Annotated in this window: 20 protein-coding genes; 11 read left to right on the forward strand and 9 right to left on the reverse strand. The window is 67.5% G+C overall.

Going from position 1 to position 21,564, the window contains the following annotated elements; genetic code table 11:
* Window positions 1-360: 360 nt before the first annotated feature.
* The gene (gene clpB / locus G6N50_RS17335; protein ID WP_083098482.1) at window positions 361-2,907 is read right to left on the reverse strand and encodes an ATP-dependent chaperone ClpB; all 2,547 of its coding nucleotides are present in this window, start codon (window positions 2,905-2,907) and stop codon (window positions 361-363) included.
* 131 nt (window positions 2,908-3,038) lie between these two features.
* On the opposite strand from clpB, the gene G6N50_RS17340 reads away from it, so the two are divergent.
* From G6N50_RS17340 to G6N50_RS17350, 3 genes are read left to right on the forward strand one after another with little or no spacing between them, the layout of a single operon-like run.
* Complete coding sequence (locus G6N50_RS17340) at window positions 3,039-3,479, forward strand: DUF3060 domain-containing protein (protein WP_083098425.1); 441 nt, start codon at window positions 3,039-3,041, stop codon at window positions 3,477-3,479.
* 32 nt (window positions 3,480-3,511) lie between these two features.
* A complete protein-coding gene (locus G6N50_RS17345) occupies window positions 3,512-4,690 on the forward strand; it encodes an FAD-binding oxidoreductase (RefSeq protein WP_083098426.1) in 1,179 nt (392 codons plus the stop codon).
* 2 nt (window positions 4,691-4,692) lie between these two features.
* On the forward strand, window positions 4,693-5,598 hold the full coding sequence (locus G6N50_RS17350; protein WP_083098427.1) for an aldose 1-epimerase: 906 nt from the start codon (window positions 4,693-4,695) through the stop codon (window positions 5,596-5,598).
* Here G6N50_RS17350 and G6N50_RS17355 read toward each other — a convergent pair.
* The 5 genes from G6N50_RS17355 to G6N50_RS17375 all read right to left on the reverse strand — a co-directional run bounded on the left by G6N50_RS17355 (window position 5,595) and on the right by G6N50_RS17375 (window position 10,190).
* Window positions 5,595-5,978, reverse strand: coding sequence for a heat shock protein transcriptional repressor HspR (locus G6N50_RS17355; protein ID WP_083098428.1), 384 nt, complete (start codon window positions 5,976-5,978; stop codon window positions 5,595-5,597). The genes G6N50_RS17350 and G6N50_RS17355 overlap by 4 nt on opposite strands.
* Complete coding sequence (gene dnaJ, locus G6N50_RS17360; RefSeq protein WP_083098429.1) at window positions 5,978-7,156, reverse strand: molecular chaperone DnaJ; 1,179 nt, start codon at window positions 7,154-7,156, stop codon at window positions 5,978-5,980. Before dnaJ ends, G6N50_RS17355 begins: the two co-directional genes overlap by 1 nt.
* A 50-nt stretch (window positions 7,157-7,206) precedes the next feature.
* Entirely contained in the window at window positions 7,207-7,875 is a 669-nt protein-coding gene (gene grpE / locus G6N50_RS17365; RefSeq protein ID WP_083098431.1) for a nucleotide exchange factor GrpE, read from the reverse strand.
* Window positions 7,872-9,731, reverse strand: a complete 1,860-nt coding sequence (dnaK, locus tag G6N50_RS17370) for a molecular chaperone DnaK (protein WP_083098433.1) — start codon at window positions 9,729-9,731, stop codon at window positions 7,872-7,874. Before dnaK ends, grpE begins: the two co-directional genes overlap by 4 nt.
* A gap of 168 nt (window positions 9,732-9,899) precedes the next feature.
* Window positions 9,900-10,190, reverse strand: coding sequence for a LysR family transcriptional regulator (locus G6N50_RS17375; protein ID WP_232068769.1), 291 nt, complete (start codon window positions 10,188-10,190; stop codon window positions 9,900-9,902).
* An 86-nt stretch (window positions 10,191-10,276) separates the two neighbouring features.
* Here G6N50_RS17375 and G6N50_RS17380 point away from each other — a divergent pair, with 86 nt between their 5' ends.
* The 4 genes from G6N50_RS17380 to G6N50_RS17395 all read left to right on the forward strand — a co-directional run bounded on the left by G6N50_RS17380 (window position 10,277) and on the right by G6N50_RS17395 (window position 14,990).
* The gene (locus G6N50_RS17380) at window positions 10,277-11,761 is read left to right on the forward strand and encodes an aldehyde dehydrogenase family protein (RefSeq protein ID WP_083098435.1); all 1,485 of its coding nucleotides are present in this window, start codon (window positions 10,277-10,279) and stop codon (window positions 11,759-11,761) included.
* Between the two features lie 5 nt (window positions 11,762-11,766).
* Window positions 11,767-12,717, forward strand: coding sequence for an amidohydrolase family protein (locus G6N50_RS17385; RefSeq protein ID WP_083098437.1), 951 nt, complete (start codon window positions 11,767-11,769; stop codon window positions 12,715-12,717).
* A 150-nt stretch (window positions 12,718-12,867) separates the two neighbouring features.
* Complete coding sequence (locus tag G6N50_RS17390; protein ID WP_083098438.1) at window positions 12,868-13,455, forward strand: hypothetical protein; 588 nt, start codon at window positions 12,868-12,870, stop codon at window positions 13,453-13,455.
* 665 nt (window positions 13,456-14,120) lie between these two features.
* On the forward strand, window positions 14,121-14,990 hold the full coding sequence (locus G6N50_RS17395) for a GmrSD restriction endonuclease domain-containing protein (protein WP_232068770.1): 870 nt from the start codon (window positions 14,121-14,123) through the stop codon (window positions 14,988-14,990).
* A 159-nt stretch (window positions 14,991-15,149) separates the two neighbouring features.
* On the opposite strand, the gene G6N50_RS17400 is transcribed toward G6N50_RS17395, so the two are convergent.
* Window positions 15,150-15,680: a DUF488 domain-containing protein gene (locus G6N50_RS17400; protein ID WP_083098442.1), complete on the reverse strand. Its 531-nt coding sequence runs from the start codon at window positions 15,678-15,680 to the stop codon at window positions 15,150-15,152.
* Between the two features lie 183 nt (window positions 15,681-15,863).
* Between G6N50_RS17400 and G6N50_RS17405 the strand changes: the two genes are divergently transcribed.
* Genes G6N50_RS17405 through G6N50_RS17415 form a run of 3 tightly spaced genes read left to right on the forward strand, consistent with a single transcriptional unit; the run spans window position 15,864 to window position 18,344 of the window.
* Entirely contained in the window at window positions 15,864-17,042 is a 1,179-nt protein-coding gene (locus G6N50_RS17405; RefSeq protein ID WP_083098444.1) for a putative alpha/beta hydrolase, read from the forward strand.
* A gap of 10 nt (window positions 17,043-17,052) precedes the next feature.
* Window positions 17,053-17,613, forward strand: a complete 561-nt coding sequence (locus tag G6N50_RS17410) for an LpqN/LpqT family lipoprotein (RefSeq protein WP_083098446.1) — start codon at window positions 17,053-17,055, stop codon at window positions 17,611-17,613.
* The gene (locus G6N50_RS17415) at window positions 17,613-18,344 is read left to right on the forward strand and encodes a hypothetical protein (RefSeq protein ID WP_083098448.1); all 732 of its coding nucleotides are present in this window, start codon (window positions 17,613-17,615) and stop codon (window positions 18,342-18,344) included. Before G6N50_RS17410 ends, G6N50_RS17415 begins: the two co-directional genes overlap by 1 nt.
* A 41-nt stretch (window positions 18,345-18,385) precedes the next feature.
* On the opposite strand, the gene G6N50_RS17420 is transcribed toward G6N50_RS17415, so the two are convergent.
* A complete protein-coding gene (locus G6N50_RS17420; RefSeq protein ID WP_083098484.1) occupies window positions 18,386-19,867 on the reverse strand; it encodes a sugar porter family MFS transporter in 1,482 nt (493 codons plus the stop codon).
* 308 nt (window positions 19,868-20,175) lie between these two features.
* The gene (locus G6N50_RS17425) at window positions 20,176-20,829 is read right to left on the reverse strand and encodes a DUF1345 domain-containing protein (protein WP_083098450.1); all 654 of its coding nucleotides are present in this window, start codon (window positions 20,827-20,829) and stop codon (window positions 20,176-20,178) included.
* Between the two features lie 112 nt (window positions 20,830-20,941).
* Here G6N50_RS17425 and G6N50_RS17430 point away from each other — a divergent pair, with 112 nt between their 5' ends.
* On the forward strand, window positions 20,942-21,478 hold the full coding sequence (locus tag G6N50_RS17430) for a hypothetical protein (protein WP_083098451.1): 537 nt from the start codon (window positions 20,942-20,944) through the stop codon (window positions 21,476-21,478).
* Window positions 21,479-21,564 lie beyond the last annotated feature (86 nt).

Consider the following 21,564-nt stretch of genomic DNA (forward strand, 5'->3'; position numbering starts at 1 on the left):
GGCGACCAGGTCACAACCCAATCACAGCTGGCTGGCCCAGGATCGGCGAGCCGGCGTCCGGGGCTGACGTGCCGAACGTGCGCTCAGTGCGAAGAAATCGCTCGGTTTCCACCGTGAGTGCACGTTCGGCGCCGGCGATCGTGCTAGCCCGATGGTGACGACCCGCTTCGCCCGGCTACGCCGCGCTCGCGATCGTGCTAGCCCGACGGTGACGACCCGCTTCGCCCGGCTACGCCGCGCTCGCGATCGTGCTAGCCCGATGGTGACGACCCGCTTCGCCCGGCTACGCCGCGCTCGCGATCGTGCTAGCCCGATGGTGACGACCCGCTTCGCCCGGCTACGCCGCGCTCGCGATCGTCACTAGCCCAGGATCAGCGAGTCGCCGTCGGGGCTGACGTTCACCGGGACGGTGTCGCCGTCGTGCACGTCGCCGGCCAGCAACAGCTTCGCCAGCTGGTCGCCGATGGCCTGCTGCACGAGGCGGCGCAGCGGCCGGGCGCCGTAGACCGGGTCGAACCCGCGCTGCGCCAGCCACTGCTTGGCCGGCAGCGACACCTCCAAGATGAGGCGACGCTGTGCCAGCCGCTTCTGCAGCTGGGCCAGCTGGATGTCGACGATCGATACCAGCTCGCCGGGCTCGAGGCCGTGGAAGATGATCACGTCGTCGAGCCGGTTGATGAACTCGGGCTTGAATGCCGAGCGCACCGCGGCCATCACCTGCTCCTCGCTGCCACCCGACCCCAGGTTGGACGTCAGGATCAGGATGGTGTTGCGGAAGTCGACCGTGCGGCCCTGCCCGTCGGTGAGCCGGCCCTCGTCGAGCACCTGCAGCAGCACGTCGAACACGTCCGGGTGCGCCTTCTCGATCTCGTCGAACAGGATCACCGTGTAGGGACGCCGCCGGACCGCCTCGGTCAGCTGGCCGCCCTGGTCGTAGCCGATGTACCCGGGCGGGGCGCCGACGAGGCGTGCCACCGAGTGCTTCTCGCCGTATTCGCTCATGTCGATGCGGACCATCGCGCGTTCGTCGTCGAACAGGAACTCCGCCAGCGCCTTTGCCAGCTCGGTCTTACCGACACCGGTCGGGCCCAGGAACATGAACGACCCTGTCGGCCGGTTCGGGTCGGCAACACCGGCCCGGGAACGGCGCACCGCATCGGACACCGCGGTCACCGCCCTCTTCTGGCCGATGACGCGCTTGCCCAGCTCGTCCTCCATGCGCAGCAGCTTGGCGGTTTCGCCCTCGAGCATGCGCCCGGCGGGGATCCCCGTCCAGGCTGACACCACGTCGGCGATGTCGTCGGGACCAACCTCCTCCTTGAGCATCACGTTGTCGCGGGCCTCGGCGTGCGGCAGGGCGGCGTCGAGCTTCTTCTCGACCTCGGGGATGCGCCCGTAGCGCAGCTCGGCGGCCTTGGCCAGGTCGCCGTCGCGCTCGGCGCGCTCGGACTCGCCGCGCAGCGTGTCCAGCTGCTCCTTGAGTTCACGGACGACGTCGATCGCGCTCTTCTCGTTCTGCCACCTCGTGGTGAGCTCGGCCAGCTTCTCCTTCTGGTCGGCCAGCTCGGAGCGCAGCTTCTCCAGCCGCTCCTTGGACGCCTCGTCCTCCTCCTTGGCCAGCGCCATCTCCTCGATCTCGAGGCGGCGCACCAGGCGCTCGACCTCGTCGATCTCGACGGGCCGCGAGTCGATCTCCATCTTCAGGCGCGACGCGGCCTCGTCGACCAGGTCGATGGCCTTGTCCGGCAGGAAGCGGGCGGTGATGTAGCGGTCGGACAGCGTCGCCGCGGCGACCAGCGCCGAGTCGGTGATGCGCACACCGTGGTGCACCTCGTAGCGGTCCTTGAGCCCGCGCAGGATGCCGACGGTGTCCTCCACCGACGGCTCTCCGACCAGCACCTGCTGGAAGCGCCGCTCCAGCGCGGCGTCCTTCTCGATGTACTTGCGGTATTCGTCGAGCGTGGTCGCGCCGACCAGCCGCAGCTCGCCACGGGCCAGCATCGGTTTGATCATGTTGCCGGCGTCCATGGCGCCCTCGCCGGTCGCGCCGGCGCCGACGATGGTGTGCAGCTCGTCGATGAACGTGATGATCTGCCCGGCGGAGTTCTTGATGTCGTCGAGGACGGCCTTGAGCCGCTCCTCGAACTCGCCGCGGTACTTGGCGCCGGCCACCATCGAGCCCATGTCCAGGCTGATGACGGTCTTGTCGCGCAGGCTCTCGGGCACGTCGCCGGCGACGATGCGCTGGGCCAGGCCCTCCACGATCGCGGTCTTGCCGACGCCGGGCTCACCGATGAGCACCGGGTTGTTCTTGGTGCGGCGCGACAGCACCTGCACGACGCGGCGGATCTCGTTGTCCCTGCCGATGACCGGGTCGAGTTTGCCTTCGCGGGCGCGTGCCGTCAGGTCGGTGGAGTACTTCTCCAGCGCCTGATAGGTGGCCTCGGGCTCGGGGCTGGTGACTCGGGCGCTGCCGCGGACCTTGACGAAGCCGTCCCGCAGGGCCTGCGGCGACGCGCCGTGGCCGGTCAGCAGCTTGGCCACGTCGGAATCCCCGGTGGCCAGGCCGACCAGCAGGTGCTCGGTCGAGACGTACTCGTCGTCCATCTCGGTGGCCAGTTGCTGTGCGGTGGTGATGGCGGCCAGCGATTCGCGCGACAGCTGGGGCTGCGAGCTGGCGCCGCTGGTCTGGGGCAGCCTTTCCACCAGGCGCTCCGCCTCGGTGCGAATGGTCGCGGGCTGGACGCCGACAGCCTCCAACAGCGGCCCCGCGATCCCGTCCGCCTGGGTCAGCAGGGCCATCAGCAGGTGCGCGGGCCGGATTTCGGGGTTGCCGGCGGCCGACGCCGCCTGCAGCGCCGAGGTCAGCGCCGCCTGGGTTTTGGTGGTCGGGTTGAAAGCGTCCACGACGACCTCCGTTCGGTTCCAAAGGTTGGGAAAAATGCTCGTCCGGTAGTTCAACGCCGTCAAGGTTGAGTCTGTTCCGCTCAACCCTATCGAGTTTTGGGCGATCCGGCGTACGGGGTACCCCCCTATCGATGACGCAGACGACGCAGTACCCCAACCAGGCCGGCGCCGACCTCTCCAAGCCCCGGCGCCGCGTTCCCCGGATCCTCTGGCTCGCCGCCGTGGCCGCCGGACTCGCGCTTGCGGGCCTGGTTGCCGTCGGGTCGCACACGGACCTCGGCGGCGACGATCCCTCGACGGTTCCGGAGTCCGGCACGTTGCAGGTCAGCGGGACCGGTGCGACCAAGACGCTTCTTTGTCACGACGGCTATCTGTCGGTGAGTGGGAAGCAGAACACCATCACCCTGACCGGGCACTGCACCAGCGTCAGCGTCTCTGGCAGCGGCAATCACGTCGCGGTCGACAGCACCGATGCGGTGAGCGCGTCCGGGACCGGCAACGTCGTTCTCTATCACTGGGGTTCACCCAAGATCGCGAACGCCGGGACGGCCAACATCGTCCGGCAAGGCTGATTCGCCGGCTGCCGAGCCTAGAATCGGGGCCCGTGAGCCTGGAGGACGTCGAAGCGCTGCGGGTGCTGCGCGCTGCCTTCGCACCCGACGGCTCGGGCCCGGTCGATTCCGGGGAACTCGTCCATCGCTTCTACACCCAGTGGTTCGCCCTCGACGGCTCCGTGCGCGACCTGTTCCCGCCCGAAATGAGCGCCCAGCGGATCGCTTTCGGCCACGCGTTGCACTGGGTGTACGGCGAGCTGGTCGCGCGGCGCGCCCGGGAGCCGGTGGCTTTCCTGGCCCAACTCGGCCGCGATCATCGCAAATACGGTGTGCTGCCGCACCATTACGAGACGCTGCGGAGAGCGTTGTTCACAACGCTGCGTGCCCACTTGGGTGCGGCCTGGACGGGTGCGGTCGACGAGGCGGCCCGGGAGTCGCTGAACCTGATCACCGGGGTGATGAGCGGCGCCGCGGACGCCGACGAGGGACCCGCCTGGTGGGACGGCACCGTCATCGAGCACATGCGGGTGTCCCGGGATCTGGCGGTGGTGCGGCTGCAGCTCGATCAGCCGATGGACTACCACGCCGGCCAGTACGTCAACGTCCATGTGCCCCAATGCCCGCGCCGCTGGCGGTATTTGAGTCCGGCCATCCCGGCCGACCCGGGCGGCGGGATCGAGTTTCACGTCCGGTTGGTCCCCGGCGGCTTGGTCAGCACCGCAATCGTCAACGAAACCCGCATCGGCGACCGGTGGCGGCTGTCCAGCCCGCATGGCGGCCTACGGGTCGACCGGGACGGCGGCGACGTGCTGATGGTCGTCGGCAGCACGGGTCTGGCACCGCTGCGGGCGCTGATCATGGACCTGTGCCGGTACGCGGTCAACCCGCGGATCCATCTTTTCTTCGGCGCCCGGTACCGCTGCGAACTCTACGACCTGCCGACGCTGTGGCAGATCGCCTCGCACAATCCGTGGTTGTCGGTATCGCCGGTCTCGGAATACAACGCCGACCCGTCGTGGGCCGTCGACTATCCCGACGTGACGCCACCGCGAGGCCTGCACGTGCACCAGATCGGCCGGCTGCCCGAGGTGGTGACCAAGTACGGCGGGTGGGGCGACCGGCAGATCCTGGTCTGCGGCGGGCCGGCGATGGTCGAGGCCACCAAGGCCGCCCTGATCGCCAAAGGGACTCCGCCCGAACGCATTCAGCATGACCCGCTATGGAGGTAACCATGCACGTCGTCACCCTGCGCGATCCTTCATCGCCGGTGGTCGCGCAGTTCGTCCCCGAGGCGGGGATGATCGGCACGTCGCTGCGCGACGCCGGTGTCGAGTTGCTGGGCCAGCGCCGCGGCCTGGACGCCTATATCTCGGATGGCAAGACGATGGGGATCCCGATTCTGTATCCCTGGGCAAATCGGTTGGGCGGGAACACCTATACCGCGCGGGACGTCACGGTGACCCTGACGCCGGGAGAAAACGGGGTGCGCGCCGACCCCAACGGGCTGCCCATCCACGGTGTCCTGGCCGCCTACCCGGGATGGCGGACGACAGCCGAGACCGCCCACGAGTTGACCGCTGACCTGGATTTCGGTGCGGATCCCCGATTACTGGCCAGCTTCCCGTACCCGCATCTGCTGACGCTGGCGGTGCGGCTGGCCGACCGGACGCTGACGGTGCGGACGACGGTCATCGCGACCGGTGACCGCGTGGTGCCGCTGTGCTTCGGGTTTCATCCCTACCTGCAGCTGCCCGACGTGCCGCGGTCCGAGTGGATCATCGAGACGCCGCCGTTGCGGCATCTGGGCCTCGACGGCAGCGGGCTGCCGACCGGCGACTCCGAGCCGGAGCCGGCGCGGCGAGAGGCGCTGGGCGACAAGTCTTTCGACGATGCCTACGACGAGGTGGCCGAAGGCGCGGTGTTCGCGGTGTCCGGCGGCGGACGCCGCATCGAGGTGCATTTCGAGTACGGCTATCCGGCGGCGCAGATTTTCGCGCCACCGGCCGAGGACCCCGCGAAGGCGATCGTGTGCTTTGAGCCGATGACCGCACCGACCGACGCGCTGCGCCGCGGCGGCTACCGATGCGCGCGGCCGGGCGAACCGGCGGTCACGCAGTTTTCCCTTCGGCTGGCCTAGCGTCCCCGGCGCGGCTGCCACACCACCACGGCGGTGCTCTTGGGCACCACCGCCAGATCGCGGCGCTGGCTGGCACGCGTCTGCGCCAGTTCCTCGGTCAACTCCTTGATCCGGGCCTGCAGCGCATCGACTTGGTTGGTCAGCTCGATGATGCGCTTGATGCCGGCGAGGTTGACCCCCTCGTCCTGGGAGAGCCGTTGCACCTCGCGCAGCAGGTTGACGTCGTGCTCCGAATACCGCCGTCCCCCACCGGAAGTCCGGCGCGGGCTGACCAGGCCGAGGCGGTCGTAGGTGCGCAGCGTCTGGGCGTGCATGCCGGCCAGCTCGGCGGCCACCGAGATCAGAAAGGTCCGCGCATCCTCTTTGCGATTCTTGGCCATCAGCGGTTACCCGCCCATCCGGCCCGGGGGTCGAAGCCACTGGAACGCTCGGCGGCGGCGTACGCCTCCAGCGCCTCCTGGGCGGCACCCTCCAGATTCGGTGGTACGGCGACCTTTACAGTCACCAGCAAGTCGCCATTACCGCCGCTGCGCTTGGGCACGCCCCGTCCGCGCACCCGCAGGATGCGTCCGTCGGCGGTGCCCTTGGGCACCCGAACCCCGACCTTGCCGTCCAGCGTGGGAACCGAAATGGTTGAGCCCAAAGCCAACTCGGTGAAGCTGACCGGAACGGTCACGGTGAGGTCGTCGCCGTCGCGGCCGAACACCTTGTCCGGGCGCACATGCACGGTCACGTACAAGTCACCCGACGGCGCACCGCGCAACCCGGCTTCACCCTGGCCGGGCAGCCGGATGCGCTGCCCGTCCTCCACGCCAGGCGGGATCCGCACGTTGATGGTGCGGGTGCGGGTGGTGACGCCGGTGCCCTTGCACTCGTCGCAGGGGTGCTCGATGATCGAGCCGCTGCCCCGGCAATCGGTGCAGGGTTCGGAGAAGCCGAACGCGCCCTGGTTGCGGTTGATCACCCCGGAACCGTTGCAGGTGGGACAAACTTTCGGGCTGGTGCCCGGCCGCGCGCCACTGCCGTGGCAGTTGGTGCACGGCGCCGGACTGGTCAGCCGCAACGGCATCGCCACACCCTTGGCGGCCTCGACGAAATCCAGCTGGGTTTCGGTCTCGAGGTCGTTGCCGCGGCGCGGCCGGCTGGGACGGGCACCCGAACCCCGCCCGAACAACCCGCCGAACAGGTCGCCGATGTTGGTGCCGCCGCTGCGGCCGGCGGCGTCGAACAGATCGTTGAGGTTGAATTCAGCGCCGTCACCGCCGACGTTGAAGCCCCCGAACCCGCCGGTGTCGAACCGGCGCCCGCCAAAACCACCGCCGGCGAACAGCCTTCGGGTCTCGTCGTATTCCTTGCGCTTGGCCGGATCCGACAAGACGTTGTGCGCCTCCGAGACCGCTTTGAATCGTTCGCCGGCGGCGGGGTTGTCGGGGTTGGCGTCCGGGTGCAGATCGCGCGCCAGCTTGCGGTAGGCACGTTTGATCTCTTCGGGACTGGCGTCAGAGGAGACGCCCAGCTCCTTATAGAAGTCCTTTTCGACCCATTCACGCTGGGCCATGTCGCGTCACCTCCTCACCTTTCTCTCTTCTGTTGTGCTGATTGTGTGGTCTAGTCACCGGGTGTGCCGGCGTTATCGTCCGATTCGGCCGACGCGGTTTCCCCGGCCGTCGCGGCGGACTCACCGGTAGCGACCGCCGCCTCGCCGTCGCCTTCGACCGTGTCGACGACGCCGACCAGAGCGTGGCGCAGCACCTGCTCGCCCAGCTTGTAGCCCTGCCGCATGACAGTGCCGATCACCGGACGGGAGCCATCGGAGCCGCTGCCCTCGTGCTGGACGGCTTCGTGCAGCAGCGGGTCGAAGTCCTCGCCTTCGGCGCCGAACGCCGACAGGCCCAGACCGGTCAGCGCACTCTCCAGCTTGTCGGCCACCGACCTCAGCGGTCCGGACTCCAGGTCGCCGTGCTTGCGTGCCCGGTCGAGATCGTCGAGCACAGGCAGCAATTGGTTGACGACGGCGGCCTTGGCCCGGTCCGCCGCGGCCTGCTGATCGCGCAGCGCCCGCTTGCGGTAGTTGGCGAAGTCGGCCTGGACGCGTTGCAGATCACCCAGCAATTCGGCGGCCTTGCCGGCCTCCTCGGGAGATTCGCCCGCGAAAGGCCCGGCCGCAGCCCCTCCCGGCGTGCCGCCGGGAGGGACCTGCCGAATTTCGCCGGTCTCAGGATCGATTCGCCGCTTGTCGGTGACTGTCACCTGTTCGTGTGGATTGCTTTCCGTCACTTGGACTCCCGGTCATCGTCGACCACCTCCGCGTCCACGACGTCGTCGGCGGACCCCGCCGACCCGGCCGCGCCGGCGCCGGCCTGCTCGCCGGCGGCCTGGGTGGCCTCGTAGATCGCCTGTCCGAGCGCCTGGGACTCCTGGCCCAGCTTCTCCATCGCCGCCTTGATCGCGGTGATGTCGGTGCCGCCCAAGGCCGTCTTGGCCTCGGCGATCGCGGCGTCGACCTTGCTCAGCGTGTCCTCGGGAACCTTCGAGCCGCCTTCGGCTTCGCGCTGTTCGGTGACGAATTTCTCCGTCTGGTAGACCAGCGATTCGGCCTGGTTGCGGACGTCGGCCTCCTCGCGCCGCTGACGGTCCTCCTCGGCGTGCGCCTCGGCGTCCTTGATCATCCGGTCGATCTCCTCCTTGGACAGGCCGGAGCCCTCCTGGATCTTGATCGTGTTCTCCTTGCCGGTGCCCTTGTCCTTGGCCGTGACGTGCACGATGCCGTTGGCGTCGATGTCGAACGTGACCTCGATCTGCGGGACGCCGCGCGGAGCCGGCGGGATGCCGGTCAACTCGAAGGAGCCGAGCAGCTTGTTGTGCGAGGCGATCTCGCGCTCACCCTGATAGACCTGGATCTGCACCGACGGCTGGTTGTCGTCGGCCGTGGTGAAGGTCTCCGACCGCTTGGTGGGGATGGTGGTGTTGCGTTCGATGAGCTTGGTCATCACGCCACCCTTGGTCTCAATACCCAGGCTCAGCGGCGTAACGTCAAGCAGCAGAACATCTTTCACCTCACCCTTGAGCACGCCGGCCTGCAGCGCGGCACCCACGGCGACGACCTCGTCGGGGTTGACGCCCTTGTTGGGCTCCTTGCCGCCGGTCAGTTCCTTGACCAACTCGGTGACCGCCGGCATGCGGGTGGAACCACCCACCAGGACCACGTGGTCGATCTCGGAGACCGAGATGCCGGCGTCCTTGATCACGGACTGGAAGGGCTGACGGGTTCGGTCCAGCAGGTCCTGTGTGATGCGCTGGAATTCGGCGCGGGTCAGCTGCTCGTCGAGGAACAGCGGGTTCTTGTCCGCGTCAACGGTGATGTAGGGCAAGTTGATCGAGGTGCTCTGCGAACTCGAGAGCTCGATCTTGGCCTTCTCGGCGGCCTCACGCAGCCGCTGCATCGCCATCTTGTCCTTGGTCAGGTCAATTCCGCTGGTGCCCTTGAACTTGTCGACCAGCCACTCGACCACGCGGTCATCCCAGTCGTCACCACCGAGGTGGTTGTCACCACTGGTGGCGCGGACCTCGACCACGCCCTCGCCGATCTCAAGCAGCGAGACGTCGAACGTACCGCCACCAAGGTCGAAGACCAGGATGGTCTGTTCCTTCTCGCCCTTGTCCAGGCCGTAGGCCAGCGCCGCGGCGGTCGGCTCGTTGACGATGCGCAGCACGTTCAGGCCGGCGATCTGGCCGGCCTCCTTGGTCGCCTGACGCTGGGCGTCGTTGAAGTACGCCGGCACGGTGACGACCGCGTCGGTGACGTCCTCACCCAGGTACGCCTCGGCGTCGCGCTTCAGCTTCATCAGCACGCGGGCGCTGATCTCCTGGGCGGTGTATTTCTTGTCGTCGATCTCGATGGACCAGTCGCTGCCCATGTGCCGCTTGACCGAACGGATAGTGCGGTCGACGTTGGTGACCGCCTGGTTCTTGGCGGGCTGGCCGACGAGCACCTCACCGTTGCGCGCGAAGGCGACGATGGACGGGGTGGTCCGCGAACCCTCGGAGTTGGCGACGACGACCGGGTCGCCGCCCTCGAGAACTGCGACGACGGAGTTGGTGGTCCCGAGGTCGATACCGACCGCACGAGCCATAGTGATTCCTCCTGAATATGTAGAGCTTGTCTGGTGCCACTATGCTGAGTGAACCTCGCTCAAGCCTGCCTTTTGGGCCGGTGGGCTGTCAACCCAGTATTGAGTGTGCTTCGCTCAACTTGTCGATGATGTTAACGGTGGTTGGTCCAGCCTTGTTCCCCGGGGTGGCTAAAAATTCGTCGCCTCGCCGGCGAGTTCCTCGATCAGCGCGAGCAGCGCCCGGGTGGCCGCGCGGGCGGCGTCGAGGGTGGCCCGGGCGTGGGGTCGCAGCGCTTCGCCGGCGGAGCTCAGCGCCACGCCGGCCGCGGCCCGGATGAACAGCTCGGTGCCCAGTTCGCGTTCGAGCGCCTTGATGGTGGCCGACACCCCGGACTGCACGACGTGCAGGCGCTTGGCCGCCGCCGTGAAGCTCCGACTGTCCGCGACGGCCAGAAAATACTCGAGGTGCCGAAGCTCCATACAGCGATTATCACCGGCGATGATGGCAACCATCAGAAGATATCGTTGGTGCTGATCGGACTGACGGGCATACCGTGACAATGCCCATGGATCAGCAAGCCCCAACCGAGGTCAGCACCCGCTGGTCCTCGGCGTCCCCCGACGACAGGTTCGTCGTGGAAGACCCCGCCACCGGTCAGGTCGTCACCGTCGTGCGGGGGGCCGGTATCGAGCAGGTGGACCAGGCCGTGCGGGCCGCGCACGCCGCGCACCTGAACTGGAAGCAGCGCCCGGCCCGCGAACGCGGCCGCTACCTGCGGCAGATCGCCGACGTGATTCGCGCGCACGCCGACGAGATCGCCGCCCTCGAATCGCGGGAGATGGGCAAGCCGGTCACCCAGGCGCGCGGCTTCGACGTCGAAGCCGCGATCGGGATCTTTGAATACTTCGCCGCCATGGTCGAGGTGCTGCCGAGCCAGGCGCGTGACTACGGCCCGGTTTTCGACGTGACCACGCTGGAGCCCTACGGCGTGATCGCCGGCATCGTGCCCTTCAACTGGCCGCCGATCCACACCGCGGGAAAGGTCGCGCCCGCACTGGCCGTCGGCAACGCCGTCGTGCTCAAACCGCCGGAGCAGGCGCCCTCGGTGGTGCTGAGACTGGTGGAACTGATCCAGTCGGTGCTGCCCGACCCGGTGGTGTACGCCGTGCCCGGCGGAGGCAGGGTGGGCGCCGCACTCGCGGAGCATCAACTGGTGGGCAAGATCTCCTTCACCGGATCGCCGCTGACCGGTTCGGCGGTCCTGCGCACCGCGGCCGGCAACCTCACGCCGGCGCTGATGGAGCTGGGCGGAAAGAACCCGCTGCTGGTGTTTGACGACGCCAACCTGAGTGACGCGCTGCTGGCCGCCATCGACGGCGGCTTCTTCAACCAGGGCGAGGCGTGCACCGCGGCGTCGCGAATCCTGGTGCAGGACAACATCTATGCGGAGTTCGAAGAGAGGCTGTGCGCCGCTGTGCGCCGGCTGCGGGTGGGCGACGGCGCCGATCCCAGCACCGATGTGGGTCCGCTGGTCACCCGAGCACAGCGCAAGCAGGTCCTGGACTATCTCGACATCGGCGTGGCCGAAGGCGCCCACATCGCCGCCCAGGCGCCACTACCGCAGGATCCCCGGCTCGCGGACGGCTTCTACGTCGCACCGACCGTGCTGACCGGCGTCACGCCCGGCATGCGGGTGGCCCAAGAGGAGATCTTCGGTCCGGTGGTCGCCCTGATCCGGTTCAGCGACGAGGCCGAGGCGGTGCGCATCGCCAACGGCACGCCGTACGGACTGGTCGCCGCGGTGTTCACCGCCGCCGGCGACCGGGCGCTGCGGGTCAGCCGGCAGATCCGGGCGGGGGCCGTCTTCGTCAACAACTACGCGCGGGTGGCCATCGGCAGCGGATTCGGCGGCGTCGGCCACAGCGGGTTCGGCCGCGAGCACGCCCAGGAGACGCTGGCCGAATACGGCTACACCAAAACCATCCGCCTGGCCGCCGACCGCGACGCGCTGCCGTACTGGAACGCGGCCGCCCGAGTCCTCGAAGGATAACTCAGATGCGTGTCATCGCACTCGAAGAGCATTACGCCACAACGGAATTCCTGCAAGGCCCGGGCACCTGGCTGGCGTCGCGGGCCGGCATCGTGGAGCCGGCCAGCGACCTCGGCGAGGGCCGCATCGCGGCGATGGACGAGGCGGGGGTGGACCTGGCGGTGCTGTCGCTGGCCGCACCCGGGGTGGAACAGCTGGAGCCGGACGAAGCGGTCCGGCTGGCCCGTGATTGCAACGACGAGCTCGCGGCGGCGGTGCAGCGGCACCCGGACCGCTTGGCCGGGTTTGCCACCCTGCCCATCAGCGCGCCCGAGCGGGCAGCCGAGGAACTCGAACGGGCGGTGCGCCAGCTCGGCTTTCCCGGCGCGGTGATCAACGGGCATAGCCGGGGCCGCTACCTGGACGACCCGTTCTTCGAGCCCGTCCTGGACCGCGCGGCCGCCCTGCACGCACCGATCTATTTGCACCCGACCATCCCGCCGGCCGGTGTCATCGAGTCCAGCTACGCCGGCTTCGCCGAGCCCGTCACGTTCGCGCTGGCCACCGTGGGCTGGGGCTGGCACATCAACACCGCCACGCACGTGCTGCGCATGATTCTCGGCGGCGTGTTCGACCGTCACCCGTCGTTGCAGATGATCATCGGGCACATGGGCGAGGCGACGTCGTTCATGCTGCCGCGCTTCGACGCGACGCTGAAGCCGGAACTGACCGGCCTGCACCGCCCCGTGAGTTCCTACCTTCGGGAGAACTTTCACTACACCTTCGCCAACTTCAACGACTACGCCACGTACGCGAACCTGGTCGCACAGGTGGGGATCGACCGGGTGGCCTTCTCCGCCGACTACCCGTTCGGGTCGATGGTCGCCGCCCGCGCCTTCCTCGACGGCTTGCCGCTCACCGACGACGAGCGGGCCGACATCAGCCACCGCAACGCCGAAAAGCTGTTGGGGCTGTAGCGGCGCCCCACACATCCGGCCCGGCAAGCCGGTCACGCGCGGATAAATCTGGGCCATCGACTCGGTATCGATACCCGCGCCGAAGCGGCGGCTTTCGCCCCGCGGTGCGTAACCTGAGTGCCGCCATATGAATCGTCTTTGGAGCGGCGGGTGCGGTTTTCGGAAAGTGCGCGGCGAAGCCTGGCCGGTGGCTCGCTGCTGCTCATAGCCCTGGTCGCGGGTTCGGAGACGGTGTCCGGCTGCAGCTCCGTCATCGGGGGCCGGCCGGTGGCTTCGCCCGGAGCGGGACCCACCGAACCGTCCTTCCCCACGCCCAGGTCCACCCCGCCGTCGGGCACCGCCGCCCCGGCTCCCGGCCCGTCTGCCCCGCCGGGGGGCCCGACCAACCCGGCCGGCGCCATCCCGCTGCCGCCCGACCAGAACGGTTACGTCTTCATCGAGACCAAGTCCGGCGTGACGCGCTGCCAGATCAACAAGGACACCGTCGGCTGCGAGGCACCCTTCACCAACTCCCCGCTGCAGGACGGCGAGCACGCCAACGGCGTCAGCATCAATACCGGCGGCAAGGTGCAGTGGGTGCTCGGCAACCTGGGCGCCATTCCGACCGTCAAGATCGACTACCAGACCTACACCGCCGAGGGCTGGACGATCATCGCCAACGCGGACGGCACCCGCTTCACCAACGAGGCGACCAAGCACGGCATGTTCGTCAGCATCGACAAGGTCAACACGTTCTAGGGGCCTGAAAGCCCAGTAACACGGGCTACTGGGCCGACCGCGTCCGCAGTGAGTCCGCAGCAGATTGCTTGCCGCGTCTAGGCTGTCGGCCACACAATCCAGGTCGACCTGGGATCGGCGGCAGTGGATCCGTGCAATTCTGCACATCCGTACCACTTCTTGCGTTATCTTCGCTGGCGGGGTAGGCGCCCCAACGGCGGTTAAAAGCGGCATGTTCATTCGTTCGGACATTGTTGCCGCCGTCTTCCTTGCCCGGTTTGTCTCACGCTGGCCCTAGGCTCCCAGCCGCAGGAAGAGGTAGAACTATGACGATTTCTGTTTTCGTGGCCGCAATGGCCAAGATTGCCGCCCTCGGCTGGGTCGCCCTTGGTGACAACCACAGCATCGCCTGCGAAGGCTAGAGAATGCGCTTGCGGCTCGGTGTCGGCGGCAAAGCCTTTGGAGTTCGGGGTGGCATTTCTAACAGGGGCTTCGGCGTCGGAGTCGGACCCTTTTCGGCCGGGTCTTCGTGGCGTGGACGCCGATCGCGCAGATCGCGCAGTAGCCGCGGCGGCCTCGGCCTCCTCATCGTTTTAGGCGTGGTGGGGTGGCTGGCCAGCTTGTGTAGTCCGACGCACCAGTCCGCTACCGCCTACCATGCACCGACAACCTCGTGGACTACGCCATTGGCCGCGCCCCCGGCATCACCTGCCCCGCCGTCGTCGTTTGCGTCCAGCCCGGCGCAGCCGGACGCCATCGATTCGTCGGGCGCCTCGGCCAAGCTCGCCAGCCTGCCGATCAAGGGACGTGCACCGAAAACCGGGTATAACCGCAACCTGTTCGGGCAGGCGTGGTCCGATGACGTGACAGTGACTTACGGCCATAACGGCTGCGACACGCGCAACGACATCCTCCGGCGTGACCTTGTCACCGTCGAGATCAAATCCGAATCGAACGGCTGCACCGTGCTTACCGGGGTACTACACGATCCCTACACCGGCAGCACGGTCGAGTTCCACCGAGGTGCAGGCACGTCGTCACAGGTGCAGATCGACCACGTAGTCGCCTTGTCGGATGCGTGGCAGAAAGGGGCGCAGCAGTGGGGCGCTGAAAAACGTCGGAACTTCGCCAACGACCCAATCAACCTGCAGGCCACCACCGGGTCCATCAATGAGCAGAAGGGCGATGGCGACGCTGCAACGTGGTTGCCGCCCAACAAGTCTTATCGCTGCAGTTACGTGTCTCGTATTGTCGACGTTAAGGCCACCTATGGGCTGTGGGTAACACAGGCTGAGCACGATGCGATCGCTCAGATACTCACCAACTGTGAGGCGGCGGCCTCTGTCCCCTCCCCGCTGCCGGTGGCGCCCTCTCCACCGGAAACCAGCTCCGAGTATGTCCCGACGCCTCCCGCGCCGTTGCCCAGTAACGGGTCTCAGGTGTACTACCCGAACTGCAAGGCGGCACGGGCTGCTGGCGCGGCGCCGATCTATGCCGGACAACCCGGATACCGACCTGGGCTTGACCGCGACGGCGATGGGATCGCGTGTGAGTAATGCAACTATCCGAGCCAACGGCCTGACGTGCAGGTTTGTATCACTGCCAACGCAGCTTGGCGCAGCAAACGTCCAGATAGGTTCGTCAGCATCGACAAGGTCAACACGTTCTGAGCGCCTGACGCCAGTTCGATTGGGCTACAGCGCGATCCGGCCTGGTCAGCCGTCCCAGATCAGGTGGCCGTCGGGGCGGCGGCGGGCACCCTCGGCGGGGCGGTGCGGACTGAGCCGGCCGTCTGGCATCAGGTGCCGCACCGGCAACCCGCGGCCGAGCGCCGCCACGTCGGCGATCAGCCGCCGGTGGCAGCGCCACCAGACGCTCTCGCTGCACATCACCGCCGTGGTGCGCCAGGACGCATCGGCCAGGACCTCGTCCAGCGCCGCGTCGAATTCCGGCGTCCGGGTGTATGCGGCGTACGCCCGGAACGCGGCCACCGTCCACCAGCTGTCCGGCTCCGGTTCTCCGGCCGGGACATGCCGCCGCCCGCCGAGGCGCGGCTCCCACCGGTAGTCGATGCCAGCTTGCGGCAGCCAAACTTCCAGGGCCTCCCGTCGCACGTCCGGATTGGTCCGGCTGGCCGGGTATCGCCGCACATCCACCACCAGCGCAACGCCCGCTCCGGCAAGCAGCTCCGCCAGCCGCTCCCGGCCGGCCGGCCCGTGACCCACGGTCAGCAATTCCCGCTCCATGAGGACAGCTTGCCCGGGATAGCCGGTGTGAACATTTGGGCCAGTTCGAAATTGGCAGCCGACTCGAGAGTGCGAGGTGAATTGATTACCAAGCTCGCGTCAGTAATCTGACCCATGAGCTCGGAAGGGGGTGGGCGATGCTTACGGGGTTGATCAGCATTCGGGCGAGCAGCTGACGATTCCATGCAACTGCAATATCTCAGCATTCCGGCGCTGATCGGCGCGGCCGGCGGCGACCCCTGGGCAATCAATGCGAGCCTGCAGGCGGGTAGCCCGCTGCAGATCTCCAATCTGGCTGAGGCTTTTCTCAAGGCCGGCCGATGCACAAAGGAGGCGAACGACGCGTTCGAGCAAGCCCGCACCCGTTTCGAGGCCGCCTGGAACCATCAGAATGGCGATCATCCGATCACCGGCTCCGACGAAGTGCAGCGGGTGACGAAAGCCCTTGGGGCGCAGTCTTTGCAGATACCGAAGATCGGTGCGGACCTGGAGAACATCGCCGCGACGTTGGCCGAGGCGCAGAAAACCGCGGCCGGCCAAATCGCGGCGCTGGAAGCAAAGCTGCAGAACCTCGACGATCTGATCGGCGAAGCCGACGAGATGGAAAACGACGACGACCTCAGCCAGGCCGACATCGATGCCCTCGAAGCGTTGATCGCCAAATGTGAAAGCGACGCCATTGGTGACACCAAAGCCGCCCTGACCCAGCTGCAAGCGACGCGCGACGGCTATTCCGGCTCGTTTCAGAACGCGATGGGCACCCTGCACGCGGACGGATATGACTCTGTCGGTCCCCAGCCGGGACCGAGCCCGGCAGCGCCCGGCCAGCCGGGCGAAGGCCCCAAGTTGACCCCGACGCCGGGGGATGTGGCGATCGCGGGTGCGGGTGCGGTGGCCGGAGGTACCGCCGACGGTGTGCGTCAGGCGGCGACCAACCTGATCGCCGAGTCTCCGGGCACGGGCCCCGGAAAGGCAGATCCGGCCTTACTGAGGTGGCTGGAGGATCCAACAATCGGCGGAGTCGAACTGAAGGGATTCTCCCGTATCGGCGGGGTGGTTGCTGCGGCCAGCGCGGTACCCGCCGTCATGTCCGACGTCCATGACGGCAACTCTGTGCCGGAGGCCGTCACCCGGGAGGGTGTCGGTGTCGCCGCCGGCCTATGGGCGGGTGCGGAGATCGGTGCAGCGGTCGGATCGGTCGTTCCGGGGGCAGGGACCGCGGTTGGCCTGGTGGTCGGCGCCGGTGCCGGAGCGGTCGCCAGCTACCTGGCGTCCAAGGGCGTCGAAGCGGCCTGGCACCCCGTCGCGGATGCGGTCGGCAGTGCGGTGCATGGCTTGGAATCGGTCTTCGGGTTCGGGTAGGGCACGTTCGATGCGATTCGATGAGTTTGTGCAGGAGTCCGGCGTCTCGGTGTCCCCGGTCGATCGGTTTGTCGGGTTTGTGGTGGATGTGGGGGTGCCGCCGGGGTGGGAACCCTTCCACTCGGCGGTCGGAGCCCGTGTGTGGGTCTGTCGCAACGATCCGTGCATCGACGTGTTCTGCGCCAACGCGGTGCTGACCATGCATCGCGTCGAGGCCCCGCTGGACCCGGCGGAAGCGTTCGCCATGCTGGTCGAGCAGCAGTTGCAGTCGGTGCCGGGCTGTAGGGAGATGCGCCGCGAACTCGCCGCGGCCACCGAAGGTCGCGGGATCGCGGGGTCGCTCGCGATGCAAATCGCGCATGACCTCGGCACCGTCGACAGCGTGTCACGATCGAGGATCATCACGGCCGAACAGGAGACGCTCATCGCGCAACTAACGGTGACCGCGCTACACGATTCCCCCGTGGAGCGGGCACAGATCTGGCTGAAGGTCCGACCCGGTCCCGCGGCGGTCCCCGCGCCAGCAGGTCAGCACCGCGCCCCGGTAATCGCAGTAAGAGACGGTCAGTGATGGCCGGTGCCGGCGCGAAAGGCCGTTGGGGGCGGATCCTGCGCTACTCCTTCGGTAGTGCCTTGTGCGTATTAGCGGCCATCAACGTGCTGATCGGATCGCCGTGGTACCTCTCTCTCGGCATCGCGGTGACCGGCGGCATCATCCTCATCGGTCAGCGCCGGATTTTTCGTGCCGGGGTCAGCAGGTCGGGGAACGAGATCGTCTGCCGCTACATCCCCTGGTACGAGGGCAACGCATACATCGCGCTGGCGCTGGTCCCACTGTTGGGGGTCGCGTCTCTTGCGGCGGGGTACGCGCCCGGCAATCCGGCGTGGCTTCGGTTCACCGGCATCATCCTCTTGGGGGTGACCCCGCTGACCGGGTACGGCGTCGCTCGCATGTGGCGTCGCTGTCTTCTCCGCATTACCCCGTCGGCGTTGACCGTGCGGTTGGCCGAGCGTAAGAGCGGGTTGACCGAAATCCGGCGTGAGCTGGTTGAGTCGATTGGGCCCAAGCTCATCCCGCAGCCGCGGGGCGGTCGCTCGCTGCAAGTCGCGATTGCTTACCGCCCCTTGGATGCCGGCAGCGACACCGCCAAGACCGTGCTGCTCGGGCTGCGATTGAGCGTTGCGCCGGTCAACCTCCTCAACGCACTCACCGCCTGGCGAGACGGCGTCCGCGATGACCCGAGCGACCTGCTGGATCGGATCGAACGAACTCTCCGGGGCCGCCCAGCGGCCGGCGCGTGACCGCACTGTAGCCCGAACGACTTGCCGCGCAACCGAATTCGTCAGCGCGTCAAGTCCGACGGCCGGAACTTCCCCTCGGATAGCTTGTTTTCGATCTCCTCGAGGCTCTTACCGGTCAGGTCGGGCATGCGGAAGTACACAAAGATCCATGCCGCCACGTTGAACAACGCGTAGAGCCACATCGAGGGTCCGACCCCGATCGCTTTGATGAGCGACAGCATCGTCAACGTGATGATCAGGTTGGTCCCCCACAGTGTCGCCGACTGCGCGGCGGTGGCGGCCGGTCGCACCGCCAGCGGGTAGGTCTCCGAGCCGGTCAGCCAGCCCATCAGCTGCAGGCCGCCGCCATTGAAAAGCATGAAGGCGATCAGGCAGATCATGATGTAGGGAATCACCTCGTGACCGTTGTCGCTGGTGACGAAGAGCAGGCCCAGTACGAACAGGCTGATCGCCGCACCCGGCACCATGATGAGGGTGAGTCGGCGCCGACCGACCCGGTCGATGATGGCCAACCCGATCAGTTGGGCAATCAGGTACGCCGCGCCCAAGCCGACCGACACCCGCAGAGCCACGGACCTGTACACGCCGTCGTCGGTCAATATGGTCGGCGAGTAGTAGATGATCATCTCGATGCCGCTGAGCTGGGTGAACACCGCAATACCGCAACCCAGGACCAGGGCCGGGCGCACCCACGCGTCGCGCAGCCCAGCCCACCCGCGGGTGCCGGCCGTGCGTTCGATGCGCGCGAGTTCGATCGCTTCGTCCAGCTCGGTGCCCACGTCGTAGCCCTCGGGCCGGACGCGTTCCAACACGGCCTGTGCAGCGTTTCGATCTCCTTGCTTGACCAGCCAGCGCGGACTTTCCGGCAGGCGCAGCAACAGCCACAGCATGATCGCGGCGGGTACGCAGGCGAGTCCGATCGGCCCTCGCCAGTTGGTCGAGTCGGAGACCCCGACCAGGGTCGCGGTGAGGACGCCCACCCCGATGGCAATTTGGAAGCACAGCACCAACCGTCCCCGGTAGGCCGGTGGCGAGAGTTCGGCGACATACATCGGCGCCGTCTGCGTCGCCCCGCCGACCGCGAAGCCCAGGACCAGCCGTCCCAGCGACAGCGCAACGGAATCGGGCGCGTCGGCGCACCACACCGCGCCGACGATGAACACCACTGCCAGCATCAACAGGGTGCCGCGGCGGCCGCGCAGATCGGAAAGCCAGCTGCACGTCAACGCCCCGATGATGGCGCCGAGCAGAATGCTGGCGGCGATCACCTGCTGCCAGCCCTCGGTGATGTTGAAGTCCTGGGTGAGCTGCAGCAGGGCCCAGGAGATGACACCGGTGTCGTAGCCGTACAGCATCCCCGAGATCGCCGCGACGAGCGCGATGATGACCACGGCGCTCGTCAGTTGCTTTCCCGCGTTTGCTCTGGTGCCAACTGGGCTTTGCGACGCTTTCGCGTTGGTCGGGCCGGTGGCGTCGGAGCGAAGGTGACGAACCCCCGGCTGGTCGGCGGGCCGGCCGGGCATCGTCATCGCCTCCTTACCCAGTGCTTGGATTCCCTGGTCGCTCGCCGCGGTTTTCTCGGAGTCCGACGCCGTGACCGGTATCGCATGGCGGTGGGTATTGGTCGCTGGTGCGGTCAACGTATCCGCGCATCCAGCTCGCTCGGGTTGCTGGTTGGTCCGCCCAGGCCCGGCAGCCGCGGCGCTTGTTACGGGCTTGCCGCCTGACTTCCATAGCGAAACGGAACGAGCCTGTCACGAACTGCACGAAAGTCGAGGTGACGCGGCGATCAGTCGTATTGTACTAAAACCATTTTCGGCCGAAAGAAGACTCAAGAGAGCTTGGAGCCCAGCCCCGCGATCAAATTGATCGTCACGGCCAGGACGACCGCCCCGAGCAGGTAGGACAGCAGCGCATGGCGCAACACCGTTGCCCTGATCGAGGTCAGCCCGATCTCGGTGTCCGACACCTGGTAGGTCATCCCGACGGTGAAGGCGAGATAGGCGAAATCCCGGAAGCGGGGCGGCTCGGGGTCGTGGAAGTTGATGCCGCCCGGATCATCCGAGTAGTAGAGCCGCGCGTAGTGCACGGTGTACAGCGTGTGCACCGCGAGCCAGGACGCCGCGACGGTCAACACGCCGAGGACGGCGGCCGCCACGGCCGAATGTCCCGACCGCGATCCCGCGGCCACCACGTAGCCGACACCGCCCAGGCTCGCGACGCTCGCCGACAGGATGACCGCGTCGGCGACCCACCGGGTCGGGTCCTCCCGCGTTGCCCATCGGCAGGTCTGCTCGGCGTCCATGCCGAGCAGGCTGAGGTGGGTCCACACCACGTACGTTCCCGCGGTGACGATCCAGCCGACCAGCGCGAAACGCCAACCGGCGGTGTTGCCCACCACGAAAGCGACGGCGACGCCGAGGGCCACGCAAACCGATATCCGGGCCGCGACCGTGTCCCGAAACAACTTCACCAGGGAATCCACGACCTTGACCTAACCACCAACGAGGGTCGTCGGCCCACGTTCTGCACCGCGCAGCCGCGCCGCCCGGGCCGGCATCAGCACATTGGCAGGTGCGGTCAGTACCATCGGTGCCGTGGCATCCAACGGCCCACGCGACGACTTCCACAATCGGCCGACGCAGCAGGGCGACTTCGGGGTGAGCGAACAGCCGCCGACCGGTGAAATTCCACCCTCCGCTCCCCCGCCCGAGGGGTTCGAGCAGGCCGGCGACGTCGACCCGTTTGACCAGGAAGCCGAGCCGACTCCCTGGTATCGCAAGCCCGGGATGCTGATCGCCTGGCTGGTCTCGGTCGTCGTCCTGATCGGATTAATCGTGTTCGGCATCATCGAGCTCATCCACGGGGAAGAGACCGTCAACCACACCCCCAAAACGACGACGAGCACGACTACCACCACCACGACCACGACTCCGACGACTACCGCGACCACCACCACGACGTCGCCGGGCAGCAGCGCCGAACAGCCGCCCGTGCAGCAGCCGACGCAGCAGCAGCCCACGGGAGGACAGACGCAGCAGCCGTCGCATCATCACCATTTGCCGCAGCTGCCGTCGGTGATCACCATCCCGGGAGTGCCGAACCCGGTGACGGTGCCGCCGGGCCTGCGTTAGCGAGCGGGCGGCAAACCCGACACGGTTCCACCGCGCAGCGCCGGCGACGCCCTACACTCGCTGCAATCCACGCTCGTTACGGTGAG

Source organism: Mycobacterium mantenii (genome assembly GCF_010731775.1).
Taxonomy (GTDB): domain Bacteria; phylum Actinomycetota; class Actinomycetes; order Mycobacteriales; family Mycobacteriaceae; genus Mycobacterium; species Mycobacterium mantenii.

Bases quoted from the DNA above. Each gene is read 5' to 3' on its own strand.
- G6N50_RS17340 (WP_083098425.1), top strand. From the start codon at position 3,039: ATGACGCAGACGACGCAGTACCCCAACCAGGCCGGCGCCGACCTCTCC.
- G6N50_RS17350 (WP_083098427.1), top strand. From the start codon at position 4,693: ATGCACGTCGTCACCCTGCGCGATCCTTCATCGCCGGTGGTCGCGCAG.
- G6N50_RS17355 (WP_083098428.1), bottom strand. From the start codon at position 5,978: ATGGCCAAGAATCGCAAAGAGGATGCGCGGACCTTTCTGATCTCGGTG.
- dnaJ (WP_083098429.1), bottom strand. From the start codon at position 7,156: ATGGCCCAGCGTGAATGGGTCGAAAAGGACTTCTATAAGGAGCTGGGC.
- dnaK (WP_083098433.1), bottom strand. From the start codon at position 9,731: ATGGCTCGTGCGGTCGGTATCGACCTCGGGACCACCAACTCCGTCGTC.
- G6N50_RS17375 (WP_232068769.1), bottom strand. From the start codon at position 10,190: ATGGAGCTTCGGCACCTCGAGTATTTTCTGGCCGTCGCGGACAGTCGG.
- G6N50_RS17380 (WP_083098435.1), top strand. From the start codon at position 10,277: ATGGATCAGCAAGCCCCAACCGAGGTCAGCACCCGCTGGTCCTCGGCG.
- G6N50_RS17385 (WP_083098437.1), top strand. From the start codon at position 11,767: ATGCGTGTCATCGCACTCGAAGAGCATTACGCCACAACGGAATTCCTG.
- G6N50_RS17400 (WP_083098442.1), bottom strand. From the start codon at position 15,680: ATGGAGCGGGAATTGCTGACCGTGGGTCACGGGCCGGCCGGCCGGGAG.
- G6N50_RS17405 (WP_083098444.1), top strand. From the start codon at position 15,864: ATGCAACTGCAATATCTCAGCATTCCGGCGCTGATCGGCGCGGCCGGC.
- G6N50_RS17410 (WP_083098446.1), top strand. From the start codon at position 17,053: ATGCGATTCGATGAGTTTGTGCAGGAGTCCGGCGTCTCGGTGTCCCCG.
- G6N50_RS17415 (WP_083098448.1), top strand. From the start codon at position 17,613: ATGGCCGGTGCCGGCGCGAAAGGCCGTTGGGGGCGGATCCTGCGCTAC.
- G6N50_RS17420 (WP_083098484.1), bottom strand. From the start codon at position 19,867: ATGCCCGGCCGGCCCGCCGACCAGCCGGGGGTTCGTCACCTTCGCTCC.